The following is a 16,420-nucleotide window of genomic DNA, read 5'->3' on the forward strand; positions in this document are numbered from 1 at the left end:
CTCAGGGACGCTGGCCCACGATGGCCTCGAATCCCGCCGCGCAATAGTCGAAAAGCCGCGCCCGGACCGCCGCCAGGTCGGTCGAGCGGCACAGCCCTTCCGACAACTGGTCGATGCGCCCGGTCTCCGACAGCGCCAGCATCATCGAGCCGGTCAGGAACTGGTAGCCCCAGTAGAGGTCCCTCAGCTCCGCGTGCGGCATGACTCGCCGCAGGGTGTCGATGAACTGGTGCACCAGCGGGTCGAAATAGCGGTGCATGGTCTCCCCGCCCCAGGCCGGGGTGTTGTTCACCAGGGCCACCAGCCGGAAGTAGTTCTTCCAGCCCGGCTCGCCGGTCAGCGACATCTCGATCAGCGGGTCGATGAAGGCGGCGATGACGCCGTTCGGCGTCATCTGTCCGCCGGCGGCCTTCTCGTAGGCGGCCAGCGCTTCGCGGCGCACGGCGTTCAGGATCTCGGCGCGCCGCGCGAAGACCGCGTCGAACAGGTCGCGCTTGGAGCCGAAATAATAGTGGATCAGGGCCGTATCGACGCCCGCCTCGGCCGCCACCTGCCGGGTGGTGACGCCATAGAAGCCGTGGCCGGCGAACAGCAGCTCGGCCGCATCGAGGATCGCGCGGCGAAGGTCGGGTCCCTCCCCCTTCTTCCGCCGCCCGCGATTGGGGGTCGTGGGCGCGGTCATGACTTCTCCACGCCCTTGGCCAGGCAGGTGACGGCCATGTCGGCGGTGACGTTGCCGACCGTGCGGAAGATGTCGGGGATGGTCTCGACCGCCAGCAGGATCGGCAGCAGCTCCAGCGGCGCCCCCATGATCAGGCAGATCGGCCCGGTGGTGGTGAAGAAGGTGATCTGCCCCGGCAGGCCGACCGAGGCCAGGCTGATCACCGCCGCGACGCCGATCCCCGCCGCCAGCAGCGCCGCGTTCAGCGGCACGCCGTAGACGTGGGCGCAATAGATCGCCACCCCCAGGTTGGCGGCCGGGCTGGTGATCCGGAACAGCGACACCGCCAGCGGCAGCACCACCCCGATGCTGGCCTCCGACGCGCGTAGCTGGCGCGTGCCTGCGATCATCGCCGGCAGCGAGGCGATCGAGGACTGGGTCGAGAAGGCCACCGCCTGCGCCGGGGCCGCGGCCTTGGCGAAGGCCAGCAGCGGCACGCCGGCCGCCAGGGCCAGCAGGTAGGACAGCACCCCGACCGAGATGCAGACGCCCGACAGGATCAGGATGTAGTGGCCCAGCGCCCCGGCCGCGCCGAAACCGGCCTTGGCCCCGACGATCAGCGCGAGGGCGAACACCCCGATCGGCGCCACGAACAGCACCCACTGGACCAGCACCAGCATGGTGTCCATCACCGCCTGGAAGAACGAGACCAGGCCCGCACGCAGGTCCGTCCGGATCCGCGTCACCGCCAGGCCGAACAGCAGCGCGAACACCACCATCGGCGCCATGTTGGTCTCGGCCGCCGCCTCGATCGGGTTGGTCGGGATGAAGGCGCGCAGCCAGGCGCCCATGGTCGGGAAGTCCGGCACCTTCTGGGTCGAATGCCCCGCCGCCTCGCGCAGGCCCGCCACCGCCGCCTGCGGCGCGGGCCAGGCCGCCAGCACCCCCGACACCGCCAGGGCCGAAAACAGCGCGCTGGCGACCAGCAGCACGCCGAAAAGTCCCAGCGCCCTCCCGGCGGTTCCCCCCGCCGCCGCCGTGCCGGCCGCCGAGGAGACGCCGACCACCAGCAGCGAGAACACCAGCGGCACGATCGTCATGCGCAGGGCGTCGAGCCACAGCCCGCCGACCGGGTCGACGACCGCGATGATCCTGTCGATCGACGGATGCTCGGCCAGCACCGCGCCGACGACGAGGCCCGCGACCAGCGCGAGCAGGATGCGAACGGTCGTCTGGGCGCCGGCCGCCCGGATCACATTGAGAAGCTTGGCCATCGGCCTGAAACTAGTGCGCGTTCGCTCGTGCGTGAAACTGGTTTTCGGCCGCAGCGGCCTTCGCCGCATCGCGCCGCCCGTATCGCAGGCGCCGCCGCTGGCCCGCCTGGCGCAGGTCCGGAATTATGCGCGCGCGTCAAAAATCATAGACGGGATCGAACTATTCTATCCGATCAATAGGATGGTTCTATTTCCTGCGCGGCCGATATGGGCCTAGGCTCACTCTGCATGGGAGGACCGGCGATGATCATATCGCTGCCTCCGGTCAGGGCGGACCTCGAAGTCGTCGGCCGGAGATTGAAGGACGTCCGCGAGGCGCGGGGCCTGACCCTTGGCGAACTCGCCGATCAGGTGCGGCTGTCTTGCGCCGAACTCTCCATGGCCGAGCACGGGCGCCTGCGCCTTGATTCCGTGCAGTTGCACGCCCTGACCGGCGCGCTGCACGTCTCGCCCCGGATCCTGTTCGAACCGGGGCTCGACGTGTCGGCCCTGCGGCGGCTCTAGCCGGCCTTGGCGAAGTAGATCTCGGCCGGTCCGGGGAAGCGGCGGGCGCGGACGTCGTCGGCATAGCCGGCCACCGCCTTGCTGATCTCGCCGCGCAGGTCGCCGTAGCGCCGCACGAATTTCGGGGTCCAGTCGAACAGCCCCAGCATGTCGTCGGTGACCAGGATCTGGCCGTCGCATCCGGCCGAGGCGCCGATGCCGATGGTCGGGACCGTCACCGCCTCGGTGATCTCCCGCGCCAGGCCCTCGGCGACGCCTTCGACCACCAGGGCGAACGCGCCGGCCGCGGCGGTGGCCTTGGCCTCCTCCAGTATCCGGGCGCGCTCGTCGCCGCCCTTGCCCTTGGCCTTGAAGCCGCCGTCGACGTGGATCGCCTGCGGCCGCAGGCCGACATGGCCCATGACCGGGATGCCGCGCTTGACCAGGTATTCGATGGTCTCCACCACCGTGGGGCCGCTCTCGACCTTGATCGCCTGGGCGCCGGTCTCCTTCATCACCCGCGCCGCATTGGCGTAGGCGACCTCGGGCGAGCCCTCGTAGGAGCCGAACGGCATGTCGACCACCACCATGGCCCGCTTGGAGGTCCGCATGACCGCCTGGCCGTGCAGGATCATCATCTCCAGGGTCACGCCGACGGTGTTGGGCAGCCCGTGCACCACCATGCCGAGGGAATCGCCGACCAGCAGCAGGTCGCAATGCTCGTCGAGGATCTCCGCCATCGGGGCGGTGTAGGCGGTCAGGCAGACCACCGGCGTTCCGCCCTTGCGCGCGGCGATATCCGGCGCCGCCATGCGCCTGACCGTTTCCTGACGCTGAGCCGACATGGCTAGAACTCCTCGAACACCCGGGTCACCACGAAGCCGATGGCGAGCACCGCCATTCCGCTGGCGATCCATACCACGGATGAGCCGGCAGGGAGCGCCGAGAGCAGATCCGATCTCGGGGCCAATTGCTGCACCCCCATCTGCAACAGCCGCGTGGAGCCCTGCGAGGCGTTTTCCACCTGATGGACGAAGTTGGACATGATCAACTGGCTGGCGCCGACCACGCCGCCGGCCATGCCGGCCGCGCCGATCGTCCAGCGCCGGATGTTCCAGCCGCGGTTCAGCTTGCGTTCGACGGACGTGGCGAAGGCCTTCTCGTCGGAGAAGGCCGGCGGTTCGGCGAAAAGGCGTTCAAGACGCCGCTCGAACTCGAGCTCAGCCATTCTCGCGCCTCCCTTCCAGCTTCGTGCTCGGCGCCAGTCGCGCTCTGAGCTTCTCCAGACCACGTTTGACATGGGACTTGACCGTTCCAAGCGGCAGATTCAAGGCGTCGGCGGCCTCGGCGTGGGAAAGTCCCGCGCCGTAGCACATGGACACGCAGATGCGCTCGGCGGCGCCCAGGGCGCGCAGCGCCTCGTCCAGGTCGATGCGGCCGGCCGCGTCCGGGGTCGGCGCAGCCTCCTCCCCCTCGTCGCTGGCGGCGGCCAGGGCCGCGATCCGGCGCTCGCGCTGCAGGCGGCGCAGATAGGCCCGCGCCCCGATCTTGCGGACCCAGGCGACGAAGGTCCCCTGGCCGCGGAACTCGCCGACCCGCTTGAAGGCGGTCAGGAAGGCGTCCTGCGCCACGTCGTCCGCCTCGGCCGGCGCCGCGCCCATGCGGCGCAGCAGCCCGCGCACGGCCGAGCCGTGCCGGCGGACCAGCTCGCCGAAGGCCGCGCGGTCCCCCGCCGCCGCCAGGGCGGCCAGCTCCACGTCGTGGGAACTCGTCAGCCTTGTGTTTTGAGAGCCCGGCATCTGGGGCTTTTCCCCTCCGTTCCGAGGGTCACTTGCCGCGGGAAATGAACGAGAGCGCGATCAGCGCCAGCCCGATGAACCCGGGAAAGGCCGCCACCCCCAGCAACGGATAGAGCGCGTCCGGCTCCTCGAACTGCAGCGCCAGCCCCAGGGCCGCGAAGCCGACCGCCACGCCCAGCCAGATGATCCCGGCGCGCATGTCGCGATAGGGCGAGGGCGCGGGTTTCGCGTCGCTGGTCAGCGCCTGGATGACCTCGGGCGGCAGGTCGGCGCCCTTCTCGATCGACGCGCGCAGCGTCTCCTGCAGCTTCTGGCGCTCCTGGCTCTTCAGGTATCGCGGCACGATGACGATCGCGGCGATCATGGCGAAGAACCCCAGCGGGACCAGGATCTCTTCCATTGTGCTCTTCCTTCTCTCAGTGCGGACGGCTCATCGGCCCCGTTCTGCAAGGGAAGAGGCGCCGGGCTATGCGTATAGATGCAGGCGGGGGCATGAAATGTTCTTCATGTTTCTCGAAGCACGCCCCGCCGCTTCAGCTCAGTCGAACGTCGCCCCATAGGCGTCGGGCTTGAACCCCACCAGCAGCTTGCCGCCGGCGTCCAGCACCGGCCGCTTGATCATCGAGGGCTGGGCCAGCATCAGCGCGATGGCCTTGTCCTGGTCCAGGCCGGTCTTGTCGGCGTCGGGCAGCTTGCGGAACGTCGTGCCCGAGCGGTTCAGCAGGGTCTCCCAGCCCACCTGCCCGGCCCAGCGCTCCAGACGCTCGCGGTCGATCCCCAAGGCCTTGTAGTCATGGAAGGCGTAGGCGACCCCATGCTCGTCCAGCCAGGTCCGCGCCTTCTTCATCGTGTCGCACGCCTTGATGCCGTAGATCGTGATGCTCATCGGTCGAATCCGCCTGGGTTTAGCCAAGCTCCGACTTATCGCCACTGCGCGCGCTTTCCGAGCGGCAAAGCAGGGCCGCCTACATGGTCAGCGCCACGCGCCCCTCGACACGCCCGGCCCGCAGGTCGTCCAGCACGGCATTGACCTCGCCCAGCGGCCTGGCCGTGACCGTCGCCCTGACCTTGCCCTCGGCGGCGAAGGCGATCGATTCCGCCAGGTCCCGCCGGGTGCCGACGATCGAGCCGCGCACCGTGATCCGCTTGAGCACGACGTCGAAGATCGGGGTCGGGAAGTCGCCGGGCGGCAGGCCGACCAGCGCGACCGTCCCGCGCCGCCGGGCGCAGGCGATGGCCTGCTGGAACGCCGGGGGCGAGACCGCGGTCACCAGCACCCCATGCGCGCCGCCGCCGGTCTCCCGCTGCACCCGCTCGACCACGCCGGCCTGCCGCGCGTCGAGGGCCAGGTCCGCCCCCAGCCGGGTCGCCAGGGCCAGCTTGTCGTCGGCGACGTCGATGGCCACGACGTTCAGGCCCATGGCCTTGGCGTACTGGATCGCCACATGGCCCAGGCCGCCGATGCCGGAGATCACCACCCATTCGCCGGGCCTGGCCTCGGTCTCCTTCAGCCCCTTGTAGGTCGTGACGCCGGCGCACAGGATCGGCGCCATGGCCACGAAGTCGGTGTTCCCGGGCAGGCGCCCGACGAACGGGGCGCTGGCCAGCACGTACTCCGCATAGGCCCCGTTGACGCTGTAGCCGGTGTTGCGCTGGCGGGTGCACAGCGTCTCCCACCCGGTCTCGCAGAACTCGCAGGCCCGGCAGGCGTCATAGAGCCAGGGCACGCCGACCGCGTCGCCCTCCTTCAGGTCGTCCACCCCGGCGCCGACCGCCGCCACATGCCCCACGCCCTCGTGCCCTGGCGTCAGCGGCAGGGCGGGCTTGACCGGCCAGTCGCCGTCGATGGCGTGCAGGTCGGTGTGGCAGACGCCGCAGGCGACGACCTTGACCAGCACCTCGCCTGGTCCCGGCTCCGGAACCGGCATCTCCTCGATGGTCAACGGCTGGCCGAACGCGCGCGCGACCGCGGCCTTCATCTGCATGGCGGAGCCCTCCGTGGATCTGGCCTGCCTCACCAATCCGGCCGGGCCGCCGCGGTTCCACACTTTCCGCGCGCTCCGCCCCTTGAATCGGCAAAGCCCGGCGAGGTCTCCCCCGCCGGGCTCCACGGCTGCGTCCGAAACGCCCCTAGCGGGCGGCGACGATGATGATCTCGACCTTGTAGTCCGGGGTGGCCAGCTTGGCCTCGCCCGTGGCGCGGGCCGGCGCGTCCTTGCCGTCCACCCACTTGTCCCAGACCGCGTTCATCTCGGCGAAGTCGGCCATGTCGGCCAGCCAGATGGTGGCGGTCAGGATCTTCGACTTGTCGCTGCCGGTCGCCGCCAGCAGCTTCTCGATCTGGGCCAGCACCGCCTGGGTCTGGACGGTGACGCTCTCGCCCGGCGCGCCGACCTGGCCGGCCAGATAGACCGTGTCGCCGTGGACCACGGCCTGGCTCATGCGGGGGCCGGACTCGATACGTTCGATCGCCATGTGGCTTGCTTCCTTCTCAGTTTGAATATCGCGAGATCGCCAGATCCCGGGTGTCGATGGCGCACGGGGCGCCGCTGATCACGTCGGCGATCACCTGCCCCGATCCGCAGGCCATGGTCCAGCCGAGCGTGCCGTGTCCAGTGTTCAGGTAGAGGTTTCCGATCGGCGTGGCGCCGACCACCGGCGTGCCGTCCGGGGTCATCGGCCGCAGGCCCGACCAGAAGCTCGCCGCGCCCGCATCGCCCGCCCCAGGGAACAGGCTCTGCATAGAATGCTCCAGCGTGCGCCGGCGCCGCGGGTGCAGCTCGTTGTTGAAGCCGGAGATCTCGGCCATGCCGCCCACCCGGATGCGGTCGCCCAGCCGGGTGATCGCCACCTTGTAGCTCTCGTCCAGCAGGGTCGAGACCGGCGCGCGGCCCGCATCGAGGATCGGCGCGGTGATCGAATAGCCCTTCACCGGATAGACCGGCAGCCGCATCCCGAACGGCGCGACCAGCGCCGGCGAATAGCTGCCCATCGCCACCAGGAAGGCGTCGGCGGCGACCTCGCCGCGGCTGGTCCGCACGGCGGCGATCCGGTCGCCCTCCCTGCGCAGGCCCTGGACCGCGGTGTCGAACCGAAAGTCGACGCCCATCCCCTCGGCGATCTTCGCCAGCGCATTGGTGAACTTGAAGCAGTCGCCGGTCTCGTCGTTGGGCAGGCGCAGGCCCCCGACGATCGGCTCCAGCGCATGGGCCAGCCCCGGCTCGGCCACGGCGCAGCCCGCCGCGTCCAGCACCTCGTAGGGCACGCCATAGGACCGCAGCACCTCGACGTCCTTGCCGATCGCGTCCATCTGCGCCTGGGTGCGGAACAGTTGCAGCGTGCCGCGGCTGCGCTCGTCATAGGCGATCGCGGTCTGCGCCCGCAGCGCGATCAGCAGGTCGCGGCTGTACTCGGCCAGCCGCACCATGCGGCTCTTGTTCACCGCGTAGCGCGCCTCGGTGCAGTTGCGCAGCGTCGCCAGCAGCCAGCCGATCGTCGCTACGTCGAACCTCGGCTTCAGGATCAGCGGCGCGTGCTCCATCAGCAGCCACTTCACCGCCTTGGCCGGAATGCCCGGCCCGGCCCAGGGCGAGGCGTAGCCCGGCGAGATCTCGCCCGCATTGGCGAAGCTGGTCTCCAGCGCCGGCCCGGGCTGGCGCTCGATCACGCTCACCTCATGGCCGGCCTTGGCCAGGTAGTAGGCGGACGCGACGCCGATCACGCCGCCGCCGAGAACTGCAACCTTCATGCGTCGATACCCATGAGAACGTCGTGCGGTTGGGTCAGGTAGGTTCGCGCAAAGCGATCCCCCAGGCCCGTCAGGATTTCGTAGGCGATGGTTTCGGCCTGGCCGGCCAGCGTCTCCAGCGACTGGTGCGGGCCGATCAGCTCGACGAGCGCCCCTTCGCTCAGCGCCCCTTCGGGCAGGTCCGAGACGTCGAGCGACATGCTGTCCATCGAGACCCGCCCGATGATCGGCAGGCGCACGCCGCCGAAATAGGCGCCGGCCCGCCCGCCCAGCCGCCGCGGCCAGCCGTCGGCATAGCCCACCGAAATCGTCGCGATCCGCCGCTCGCCCGGCGCGACATAGGTCAGCCCATAGCCGACCCCGGCGCCGGCCGGGATCGTCCGCAGTTGGATCACCCGCGCCTCCAGCCGCACCACCGGCCGCACCGGCACGCCCTCGACGGGCGCCGCGCCATAGAGCGCCAGGCCCGGCCGCACCAGGTCGCCATGGAAGTCGCCCGAGATGAAGCAGCCCCCTGAATTGGCGATGGACCGCGCCGTCCGCGGCCCCATCCGCTCGGCCAGCGCCTCGTACCGCGCCAACTGGTCCTGATTGGCCATGGCCGACGGCGTGTCGGCGCAGGCCAGGTGGCTCATGACCAGCGCCACCTCGACGTCCTCGAAAAAGCCCGGGCTCGCCAGCAGCCGGTCCACCTCGCCCGGCGACAGCCCCAGCCGCGACATGCCGCTGTCGACCTGCACCACGGCGGCCAGCCGCCGGTCCAGGCGCCGGGCCTGCGCCCGCCAGCGCTGCGCCTGCTCCAGCGAGTTCAGCACCGGGATCACCCCCGCCGCCGCGCAGACGGCCTCGGCGCCGGGCGCCAGTCCGTTCAGCACATAGAGCCTGGCGTCGCCGGGAAGATGACGGCGCAGGCCCAGCGCCTCGCCCAGCATGGCGACGAAGAAATCCCGGCATCCGGCCTCGGCCAGGGCCGGCGCCACGCGCTCGGCGCCCAGGCCATAGGCGTCGGCCTTGACGACCGCGGCTGCGCAGGCCGGCGCGACATGCCAGGCGATCAGCCGGTAATTGGCCTTCAGGGCCGCGAGATCGATGGTCAGCCGGCCGCCGGCCCAGGTCGCGGCCTCGTCTGCTGCGTTCGCCATCCCTCGCCTCCGGTGCGTCGGTCGACCGAAAGGCTACTCGAATATAATTCGAACTGTTCGCCAGATAATCGCCTATCCTGCGAAGATTGAGCCATCTGCGCACCAATCTGCACACTCAAGGCAATATATGACCCTCGACGACATCGACCGCGGCCTGATCCGGCTCCTGCGACTGAATGGCCGCCGGCCCAACAGCGAACTCGCCGCGGAGATCGGCCTCTCCCCCTCCGCCTGCCTGCGCCGCATCCGGATGCTGGAAGAGCGCGGCGTCATCCGCGGCTACACCGCCATCGTCGCCGCGCCGGAGACCGAGGACCGGATCATCGCCATCGTCCGCCTGACCCTGGAGAAGCAGACCGAGGACTATATGCGCCGCTTCGAGGCGGCGGTGCGCGAGCATCCCGAGATCGAGGAATGCTTCCTGATGACCGGCGACGTCGACTACATCCTGCGCGTCTCGGGAACCAGCGCCTCGGCCTATGAGGCGATCCACACCGACATCCTCTCGCGCCTGCCCGGCGTCGCGCGCATCCACTCAAGCCTGGCGATGCGCAACGTCCTCCAGCAGCGTCCGGCGCGGCGGGCCGCCCGGCCGGCCTGAGCCGCCGCCCCGGTCAGGCTCCCCGCCTCTGGACGAACGGCCAGCTCGCCAGCGCCACGTGGCCGCGGCCCCTGTTGAGCAGGAGAAGCAGTTCCTGCGCCCGCCAGCAGATCGGCGCCGGCAACAGCGTCTCCGGCATCGGGGCCGTGTCGTTGGCCACGGTGACATGCGGCGCGAAGCCGGACGGGCCGCGCAGGCGCAGACCACAGTCCTCCGCCGTGGCCAGGATCGCATCGCGCAGGCCGGTAAGCGCCAGGCTCGCCCCATGCTCGCACCGCAGCACCCGCGATCCGCCCCCGAAGGTCATCCCCGCATGCAGCCCGACCTCGAAGGTCGGCCACCTGACCGCCGCCCCCAGGGCCATGGCGATGCCGATCAGCTCCTTCAGCGCCCCCTCCTCGGCGCGCAGGCCCACCAGCGAAACATGCAGCCGCTCCGGGCGCCGCACGCGCCCGTCCAGCGCGTGCAGGCGCGCCAGGCCGTGCGCAACCTCGACAATTCGGGCCGCCGCCGCGCGATCGGGCTTGATCGCAAAGAACAGGTTCGCCCTGCGGGCGGGCTCCAGCCCGTCAGCCGCAAACTCGAAATTCAACTGCTCCGCGCCCGGTCGCATCTTCGATCCCGAAAACGGAACAAAGATAGAACATCTGAGCAAATCATGCAACCGACGCGGCTGGCCGGCCCGCAGCTATCGGCAGGTAGATGGCGGGCGGGCGCCTAAACCTGCCGATAGGCTCCTATTCCCATTCGATCGTGCCGGGCGGCTTGGAGGTCACGTCATAGACCACGCGGTTCACGCCGCGGACCTCGTTGATGATCCGGGTCGCACAGCGGCCGAGGACTTCCCAAGGAAATTCAAAGAAGTCGGCGGTCATGCCGTCCGTCGAGGTGACCGCGCGCAGGGCCAGGACGTCCTCGTAGGTGCGCGCATCGCCCATCACGCCAACCGTCTTGACGGGCAGCAATACGGCGAACGCCTGCCAGATGCTGTCATAGAGCCCAGCCTTGCGGATTTCCTCGAGATAGATGGCGTCGGCGTCCTGCAGGACCCGCACCTTTTCCTTGGTGATCTCGCCGGGAATGCGGATCGCCAGGCCAGGGCCGGGGAACGGGTGGCGGCCGACGAAGGCCGGCGGCAGGCCCAGCTCCACGCCCAGCGCCCGCACCTCGTCCTTGAACAGCTCGCGCAGCGGCTCGACCAGCTTCAGCTTCATGTAATCGGGCAGGCCCCCGACATTGTGGTGGCTCTTGATCACCGCCGACGGCCCGCCCCGCGCCGAGACGCTCTCGATCACGTCGGGATAGAGCGTGCCCTGGGCCAGGAAGTCGGCCCCCTCGATCTTGGCCGCCTCCTTGTCGAAGACGTCGATGAACAGCTTGCCGATGGTCTTGCGCTTGGTCTCGGGGTCCGAGACGCCCGCCAGCTCGCCGAGGAACAGGTCGGCGGCGTCCACGTGCACCAGCGGGATGTTGTAGTGGTCGCGGAACATGGTCACGACCTGGGTCGCCTCGTCCTTGCGCAGCAGGCCGGTGTCGACGAACACGCAGGTCAACTGGTCGCCGATCGCCTCGTGGATCACCACCGCGGCGACGGAGCTGTCGACCCCGCCGGACAGGCCGCAGATCACCTTGCCCTCGCCCACCTGCTCGCGGATCTTCTGGACCATCTCGCCGCGGAAGGCGGCCATGGTCCAGTCGCCCTTCAGCCCGGCGATCTTGTGGGTGAAGTTGCGCAGCATCAGCGCCCCGCGCGGCGTGTGCGCCACCTCGGGGTGGAACTGGATGCCGTAGAAGCGGCGGCCCTCGTCGGCGATCACCGCGAAGGGCGAGCCCTCGGACACCGCCACGGTCTCGAAGCCCATCGGCAGCGCCGTGACCTTGTCGCCGTGGCTCATCCAGACCGTCTCGCGGTGGCCGACGCCGCCGAAGCCGTCCAGCAGCGGGCTTTCCTTGACGATCTCGATCTCGGCACGTCCGAACTCGCGGGTCGTGCCCGGCTCGACCTTGCCGCCCAACTCGGCGCACATGGTCTGCTCGCCGTAGCAGATGCCCAGCACCGGCACGTCCAGCTCGAAGACCTTCCTGGTCACCGCCGGGCTCTCGTCCTCGTGGACGCTAGCGGGGCCGCCGGACAGGATCACCGCCTTGGGCCGGAAGGCGTCCAGCATCGCCTCGACCTTGTCGAAGGGATGCACCTCGCAATAGACGCCGCTCTCGCGCACCCGGCGGGCGATGAGCTGGGTCACCTGGCTGCCGAAGTCGACGATCAGGACGCGTTCGTGGGCCTGCTGGGGGGCTTGTTCAGTCATTGCGGGGTCCATTTGGCGCGCTCAAGCACGGCGACGAAGAAGCCGTCGGTGGCCGAGCTGCGGGGCGAAAGGCGAAGGTATCCCTCCGCCGTGAGATGGCGAAGAAGGTGCGGGTTGTCGGTCGCCGGGACGACGCGGAAGTCCATCCAGCGATCGAGGAAGGCGGCGACGCGATCCTCGTCCTCTTCCGGCAGCACCGAGCAGGTGACGTAGACGATGCGGCCGCCCGGCTTCACGAACGAGGTTCCCATGTCGAGCACCGCGTCCTGGTCGGCCATGCGCTGGGCCAGGGTCGCCGGCTTCAGCCGCCATTTGGTGTCGGGGTGACGCCGCCAGGCGCCCGTGCCGGTGCAGGGCGCGTCGATGAAGACCACGTCGATCTTGCCGTCCAGGCCCTTGAGCGCGTCGGGATAGATCGGCGAGCGGACCTGCAGGTTGCGCACGCCCGCGCGCTCGGACCGGCGCACGGTGTCGGCCAGCCGGCGGGCCTCGCTGTCATAGGCGTAGATCTGGCCCTTGTTGGCCATGGCCGCGGCCAGGGCCAGGGTCTTGCCCCCGCCGCCGGCGCAGAGGTCGAGCACCTGCGCGCCCTTGATTTCGCCCGCCGCCTCGGCGGCGATCTGCGAGGCGAGGTCCTGGACCTCGAACCAGCCCTTGGAGAAGGCCGGAATGGCCTCCAGCGACGCGCCGCGCTGGGCCGGATCGGGCGCGGCCATCCGCAGGGCGTTCGCCAGCACGCCGGTCGGCCGGGCGTCGAAGGGGGCCAGCGCCTTCAGCGCCTGCTCGGCGTCGGTCTTCAGGGTGTTGACCCGCAGGTCGACCGGCGCCCGCTCGGAGAGCATCGCCCCCTCCAACGCGGCCTCCTCGCCGAAGGCGCGGGCGAAGGAAGGCTCCAGCCAGTCGGGATAGTCGCCGCGCACCGGCGCCGGCGCGTCGGCCATGTCGCGGGGCTGCACCAGGGCGGCGCGCTCGACCTCGGTCAGCGGGCCGGGGCCATGCGGTTCATCCGCGGCCGCCTCGGCGATGCGCTCGACCGGCCAGTTCCACAGCACGTGCAGGGCGCACAGCGCCGCGGCGCGAGCGCTGTCGTCGCCCATCCGCCAGCCCAGCGAACGGCGGCGGCGCAGCACGTCGAGCACCAGGCCCGAAACCCAGGCCCGGTCCTTCGATCCAGCGAACCGGGATGCATCGCCCCACGCCTTCAGCGCCAGCTTCACAGGCCGGTGGCGCGTCTCGACGTCGGTGAGAATCTCGATGGCTGCGGAGAGGCGTCCGCCGTCACGCAAGGGCTGTGCTCACAGTCATAGGAAGATGGCGGCCACGACCGCCAGGGTGCCGACGAAACCGACGAACCAGACCAGCGTCCGCAGGTAGGGCACGTTCAGGACGTAGGCGATGGGATGCAGGGCGCGCCCGACCACGTAGAGCACGGAGCCCCACAGGGTCAGGTCGCCCAGCCTGGCCGCCAGATAGGCCACGATCACCGCCACGGCGTGCAGCGGGAAGGTTTCCTTGAAGTTGGCGAAGGCGCGGTCGAGCCGCGCCGCCGCCCCGGCGATCGGCCGCGGCTCGTCCCGCGGTCCGGCCGCCCACTTCAGGCCCTGCTGGCGCCGAGCCGCGGCCGCCGCCCAGAGCATCTGGACCAGGCCGATGATCACGGCCACGCCCAGCAGCTTCAGTTCGACGGCCATGGTCATCAGACCGGGCTCGTATAGTTCGGCGACTCGCGGGTCATCATCACGTCATGGACGTGGCTCTCGCGGAGCCCCGCGCCGGTGATGCGGATGAACCGCGCCTTGTTGCGGAAGGTCTCGAGGTCGCCGGCGCCCACATAGCCCATCGCCGCCCGCAGGCCGCCGACCATCTGGTGCAGGATGGCCCCGATCGGCCCCTTGTAGGCGACCTGGCCCTCGATGCCCTCGGGCACCAGCTTCAGGGCCGAGACCTCCTTCTGGAAGTAGCGGTCGGCCGAGCCGTTGGCCATGGCGCCCAGCGAGCCCATGCCGCGATAGGCCTTGTAGGACCGGCCCTGGTACAGGAACACCTCGCCCGGCGCCTCGTCGGTGCCGGCGAAGGCCGATCCCATCATGGCCACGTGCGCGCCCATGGCCAGCGCCTTGGCCAGGTCGCCCGAGTACTTGATGCCGCCGTCGGCGATGACCGGGACGTCCGTGCCCTTGGCGGCGCGGACGGCGTCGGCGATCGCGGTCAGTTGCGGCACGCCCACGCCCGCGACGATGCGGGTGGTGCAGATCGAGCCCGGGCCGATGCCGACCTTCACGGCGTCGGCGCCGGCGTCGATCAGGGCGCGCGCCCCTTCGTAGGTGGCGACGTTGCCGGCGACGATCTGCACGCGGTTGGTCTCGCGCTTCAGACGGCCGACCGCCTTGGCGACGTCGGCGTTGTGGCCGTGGGCGGTGTCGATCACCACCACGTCCACGCCGGCGTCCACCAGGGCCATCGAGCGTTCGTAGCCGGCGTCGCCGACCGTCGAGGCCGCCCCGACCAGCAGGCGCCCCTGGGCGTCCTTGGCCGCGGCCGGATAGGCCTGGGCCTTCTCCATGTCCTTGACCGTGATCAGGCCGACGGCGTGATAGGCCTCGTCGACGACGATCAGGCGTTCGATCTTGTGCTTGCGCAGCAGCTCGCGCGCCTCGGCCTGGCTGACGCCTTCGCGGACAACGATGAGGTTGTCCTTGGTCATCAGTTCCTTGGCCGGGATGTCGTCGCTGCCTTCGAACCGCATGTCGCGGTTGGTCAGGATGCCGACCAGCTTGCCGGTGCCCGGCTCGACCACCGGGAAGCCGGAGATCTTGCGGCGCGCCTTGATCTCGCGAACCTCGCGCAGCGTCGTTTCCGGGTTGATGGTCAGCGGGTTGATGACCATCCCGCTTTCGTATCGCTTCACCTCGCGGACCTGGTCGGCCTGGTCCTCGATGGTGAGGTTCCGGTGCAGCACGCCCAGACCGCCGGCCTGGGCCATGGCGATGGCCAGGCGGCTCTCGGTGACCGTGTCCATGGCGGAGGACACGAGGGGGATATTGAGACTGATTTCGCGGGTGAACTTGGTGGCGGTGTCCACCTGGGTGGGCATCACGTCGGATGCGCCCGGTTCCAGCAAAACGTCGTCGAAGGTGAGACCTTCGCGAATGTCCATGTAAGGCTCCATTTTGCGAGCCGCGTATAAGCCCTCTCGGGCGCCCCCGGCAAGGGCTGGATCGAGCGTAATCATGCCGCAGCGTGCTCCTTCTGGGGTTTGGAATGGGTCTGGAGGCCGAAAGTCATGGCGAACATGACCAGGCAGAGGCCCGCGGAAAGGACCAGGGCGGCCCTTGGCGACTCGGCCAGGGCCAGTGCGTAGAGGGCCGGACCGCCGATCTGCACGATCTGCGCGGGCCGCGACAGGCGGGCCGAGCGATAGGCGTAGTTCGCCGGGCCGTAGAGGCTGAGCGGCAGGACGCCCTTGGCCACCGTGAGCATGCCGCTGCCCGCCCCGTGCCCGAGCGCCATCAGCGGCGCGCCCCGCTCGCCCAGGGCGAACAGCCCCATGGCGCCCAGCGGGTGCATGAGCGTCGCCGCCCGCGTCGCGATCAGCGGGCGAAAGCGGCGCAAGACGGTGAACTCGGCGAACCGCACGGTCACCGAGGCAAGGCCCGTGAGGCCGGCGATCGCGGCGGCCTTGGCCGGGGTCAGGCCGAACGCCGCCAGCAGCCTGGGCAGATGACTGCTCATGCTGGTCGAGACGAACCACGAGCAGGCGAACAGCACGGCCATCTGCACCATCCGGCGGTCCCAGACCACCGGATCGCCCGCGCCCGCGTGCGCCTCGCCCGCGGCCCTGCCCTCGACCTTGGGAACCGCGAGGGCGGCGAGCGGCATCAAGGCCAGGTGGGCGCCCGCCCAGGCGACGCAGGCGCCGCGCCAGCCGATCGTCTGCTCGAAATGCAAGGTCAGCGGCCAGCCGATGGTCGAGCCCAATCCGCCCAGCAGGGCCACGCCGGTGATCGGCCGCCGCGCCGCCTCGCCATAGAGCGACACCAGGATCGCAAAGGGCGTGCCGTACATGCCGATCGCCATGCCCAGCCCGATGACCAGGATCGCGAGCGTGATCGTCAGGCCGCCCTGGGCCAGGGCCAGGACCCCCAGCCCGGCGGCGAAGATGAGGTTGGAGAGCAGCAGCACGCCCTTGCCGCCGTGGGCGTCCATCCAGCGGCCATAGGGCCCGGCGACCAGGGGCGTGACCACCATGGCCACCGACATCAGGCTGAAGACGAAGGTCGGCGGCAGCGCCAGGTCGGCGGCGATGGGATCGCCGAGCACGCCCAGCAGATAGAAGCTCGAAGCGAAGGCGACCAGTTGGCCAAGCCCCAAGACCAGGGTCACAGCGGCTTTGGGTTGAGGCG

19 protein-coding genes are annotated in these 16,420 nt (G+C 70.1%); 2 read left to right on the plus strand and 17 right to left on the minus strand.

Going from position 1 to position 16,420, the window contains the following annotated elements; genetic code table 11:
* Window position 1: 1 nt before the first annotated feature.
* A complete protein-coding gene (locus RTL41_RS13350; protein WP_312165230.1) occupies window positions 2-682 on the minus strand; it encodes a TetR/AcrR family transcriptional regulator in 681 nt (226 codons plus the stop codon).
* Window positions 679-1,935 (minus strand): cation:dicarboxylate symporter family transporter, encoded by a 1,257-nt coding sequence (locus RTL41_RS13355; RefSeq protein WP_312165232.1) that lies wholly within the window; start codon window positions 1,933-1,935, stop codon window positions 679-681. Before RTL41_RS13355 ends, RTL41_RS13350 begins: the two co-directional genes overlap by 4 nt.
* A 243-nt stretch (window positions 1,936-2,178) precedes the next feature.
* Between RTL41_RS13355 and RTL41_RS13360 the strand changes: the two genes are divergently transcribed.
* On the plus strand, window positions 2,179-2,439 hold the full coding sequence (locus tag RTL41_RS13360; protein ID WP_312165234.1) for a helix-turn-helix transcriptional regulator: 261 nt from the start codon (window positions 2,179-2,181) through the stop codon (window positions 2,437-2,439).
* Here the strand turns inward: RTL41_RS13360 and panB are convergent.
* The 9 genes from panB to alr all read right to left on the minus strand — a co-directional run bounded on the left by panB (window position 2,436) and on the right by alr (window position 9,107).
* Window positions 2,436-3,263 carry a 3-methyl-2-oxobutanoate hydroxymethyltransferase gene (gene panB, locus RTL41_RS13365; protein WP_312165236.1) on the minus strand — a complete coding sequence of 276 codons (828 nt, stop codon included), beginning with the start codon at window positions 3,261-3,263 and terminating at the stop codon, window positions 2,436-2,438. The genes RTL41_RS13360 and panB overlap by 4 nt on opposite strands.
* 2 nt (window positions 3,264-3,265) lie before the next feature.
* Window positions 3,266-3,646 carry a hypothetical protein gene (locus RTL41_RS13370; protein ID WP_312165238.1) on the minus strand — a complete coding sequence of 127 codons (381 nt, stop codon included), beginning with the start codon at window positions 3,644-3,646 and terminating at the stop codon, window positions 3,266-3,268.
* Window positions 3,639-4,217 (minus strand): sigma-70 family RNA polymerase sigma factor, encoded by a 579-nt coding sequence (locus tag RTL41_RS13375; protein WP_312165240.1) that lies wholly within the window; start codon window positions 4,215-4,217, stop codon window positions 3,639-3,641. Before RTL41_RS13375 ends, RTL41_RS13370 begins: the two co-directional genes overlap by 8 nt.
* Before the next feature lie 28 nt (window positions 4,218-4,245).
* Window positions 4,246-4,617, minus strand: coding sequence for a DUF6249 domain-containing protein (locus RTL41_RS13380; RefSeq protein WP_312165242.1), 372 nt, complete (start codon window positions 4,615-4,617; stop codon window positions 4,246-4,248).
* Between the two features lie 138 nt (window positions 4,618-4,755).
* Window positions 4,756-5,103 carry an ArsC family reductase gene (locus RTL41_RS13385; RefSeq protein ID WP_312165244.1) on the minus strand — a complete coding sequence of 116 codons (348 nt, stop codon included), beginning with the start codon at window positions 5,101-5,103 and terminating at the stop codon, window positions 4,756-4,758.
* A 79-nt stretch (window positions 5,104-5,182) separates the two neighbouring features.
* On the minus strand, window positions 5,183-6,196 hold the full coding sequence (adhP, locus tag RTL41_RS13390; RefSeq protein WP_312165636.1) for an alcohol dehydrogenase AdhP: 1,014 nt from the start codon (window positions 6,194-6,196) through the stop codon (window positions 5,183-5,185).
* 151 nt (window positions 6,197-6,347) lie between these two features.
* Window positions 6,348-6,692 carry a RidA family protein gene (locus tag RTL41_RS13395; RefSeq protein ID WP_312165247.1) on the minus strand — a complete coding sequence of 115 codons (345 nt, stop codon included), beginning with the start codon at window positions 6,690-6,692 and terminating at the stop codon, window positions 6,348-6,350.
* A 16-nt stretch (window positions 6,693-6,708) separates the two neighbouring features.
* On the minus strand, window positions 6,709-7,965 hold the full coding sequence (locus RTL41_RS13400) for a D-amino acid dehydrogenase (protein WP_312165249.1): 1,257 nt from the start codon (window positions 7,963-7,965) through the stop codon (window positions 6,709-6,711).
* The gene (gene alr, locus RTL41_RS13405) at window positions 7,962-9,107 is read right to left on the minus strand and encodes an alanine racemase (RefSeq protein ID WP_312165251.1); all 1,146 of its coding nucleotides are present in this window, start codon (window positions 9,105-9,107) and stop codon (window positions 7,962-7,964) included. The genes RTL41_RS13400 and alr overlap by 4 nt, the downstream gene beginning before the upstream one ends.
* Window positions 9,108-9,234: 127 nt before the next feature.
* On the opposite strand from alr, the gene RTL41_RS13410 reads away from it, so the two are divergent.
* Entirely contained in the window at window positions 9,235-9,708 is a 474-nt protein-coding gene (locus RTL41_RS13410; RefSeq protein ID WP_312165253.1) for an Lrp/AsnC family transcriptional regulator, read from the plus strand.
* Between the two features lie 13 nt (window positions 9,709-9,721).
* Here the strand turns inward: RTL41_RS13410 and RTL41_RS13415 are convergent, their stop codons facing one another.
* The 6 genes from RTL41_RS13415 to RTL41_RS13440 form a co-directional block, all read right to left on the minus strand.
* Window positions 9,722-10,321, minus strand: coding sequence for a 2'-5' RNA ligase family protein (locus RTL41_RS13415; protein WP_312165255.1), 600 nt, complete (start codon window positions 10,319-10,321; stop codon window positions 9,722-9,724).
* Window positions 10,322-10,445: 124 nt separating this feature from the next.
* Window positions 10,446-12,017 carry a glutamine-hydrolyzing GMP synthase gene (gene guaA, locus RTL41_RS13420; RefSeq protein WP_312165257.1) on the minus strand — a complete coding sequence of 524 codons (1,572 nt, stop codon included), beginning with the start codon at window positions 12,015-12,017 and terminating at the stop codon, window positions 10,446-10,448.
* A complete protein-coding gene (locus RTL41_RS13425) occupies window positions 12,014-13,303 on the minus strand; it encodes an RsmB/NOP family class I SAM-dependent RNA methyltransferase (protein WP_312165259.1) in 1,290 nt (429 codons plus the stop codon). The genes guaA and RTL41_RS13425 overlap by 4 nt, the downstream gene beginning before the upstream one ends.
* Before the next feature lie 15 nt (window positions 13,304-13,318).
* Entirely contained in the window at window positions 13,319-13,714 is a 396-nt protein-coding gene (locus RTL41_RS13430) for an MAPEG family protein (RefSeq protein WP_312165261.1), read from the minus strand.
* The gene (guaB, locus tag RTL41_RS13435) at window positions 13,714-15,174 is read right to left on the minus strand and encodes an IMP dehydrogenase (protein WP_312165263.1); all 1,461 of its coding nucleotides are present in this window, start codon (window positions 15,172-15,174) and stop codon (window positions 13,714-13,716) included. Before guaB ends, RTL41_RS13430 begins: the two co-directional genes overlap by 1 nt.
* 71 nt (window positions 15,175-15,245) lie before the next feature.
* Entirely contained in the window at window positions 15,246-16,400 is a 1,155-nt protein-coding gene (locus RTL41_RS13440; protein WP_312165265.1) for an MFS transporter, read from the minus strand.
* Window positions 16,401-16,420: the final 20 nt, after the last annotated feature.

This window comes from Phenylobacterium sp. (assembly GCF_031984885.1).
Lineage (GTDB): Bacteria > Pseudomonadota > Alphaproteobacteria > Caulobacterales > Caulobacteraceae > Phenylobacterium.

Coding starts and splice junctions, on each gene's coding strand:
- RTL41_RS13350 (WP_312165230.1), bottom strand. CDS start 682: ATGACCGCGCCCACGACCCCCAATCGCGGGCGGCGGAAGAAGGGGGAG.
- RTL41_RS13355 (WP_312165232.1), bottom strand. CDS start 1,935: ATGGCCAAGCTTCTCAATGTGATCCGGGCGGCCGGCGCCCAGACGACC.
- RTL41_RS13360 (WP_312165234.1), top strand. CDS start 2,179: ATGATCATATCGCTGCCTCCGGTCAGGGCGGACCTCGAAGTCGTCGGC.
- panB (WP_312165236.1), bottom strand. CDS start 3,263: ATGTCGGCTCAGCGTCAGGAAACGGTCAGGCGCATGGCGGCGCCGGAT.
- RTL41_RS13370 (WP_312165238.1), bottom strand. CDS start 3,646: ATGGCTGAGCTCGAGTTCGAGCGGCGTCTTGAACGCCTTTTCGCCGAA.
- RTL41_RS13375 (WP_312165240.1), bottom strand. CDS start 4,217: ATGCCGGGCTCTCAAAACACAAGGCTGACGAGTTCCCACGACGTGGAG.
- RTL41_RS13380 (WP_312165242.1), bottom strand. CDS start 4,617: ATGGAAGAGATCCTGGTCCCGCTGGGGTTCTTCGCCATGATCGCCGCG.
- RTL41_RS13385 (WP_312165244.1), bottom strand. CDS start 5,103: ATGAGCATCACGATCTACGGCATCAAGGCGTGCGACACGATGAAGAAG.
- adhP (WP_312165636.1), bottom strand. CDS start 6,196: ATGAAGGCCGCGGTCGCGCGCGCGTTCGGCCAGCCGTTGACCATCGAG.
- RTL41_RS13395 (WP_312165247.1), bottom strand. CDS start 6,692: ATGGCGATCGAACGTATCGAGTCCGGCCCCCGCATGAGCCAGGCCGTG.
- RTL41_RS13400 (WP_312165249.1), bottom strand. CDS start 7,965: ATGAAGGTTGCAGTTCTCGGCGGCGGCGTGATCGGCGTCGCGTCCGCC.
- alr (WP_312165251.1), bottom strand. CDS start 9,107: ATGGCGAACGCAGCAGACGAGGCCGCGACCTGGGCCGGCGGCCGGCTG.
- RTL41_RS13410 (WP_312165253.1), top strand. CDS start 9,235: ATGACCCTCGACGACATCGACCGCGGCCTGATCCGGCTCCTGCGACTG.
- RTL41_RS13415 (WP_312165255.1), bottom strand. CDS start 10,321: ATGCGACCGGGCGCGGAGCAGTTGAATTTCGAGTTTGCGGCTGACGGG.
- guaA (WP_312165257.1), bottom strand. CDS start 12,017: ATGACTGAACAAGCCCCCCAGCAGGCCCACGAACGCGTCCTGATCGTC.
- RTL41_RS13430 (WP_312165261.1), bottom strand. CDS start 13,714: ATGACCATGGCCGTCGAACTGAAGCTGCTGGGCGTGGCCGTGATCATC.
- guaB (WP_312165263.1), bottom strand. CDS start 15,174: ATGGACATTCGCGAAGGTCTCACCTTCGACGACGTTTTGCTGGAACCG.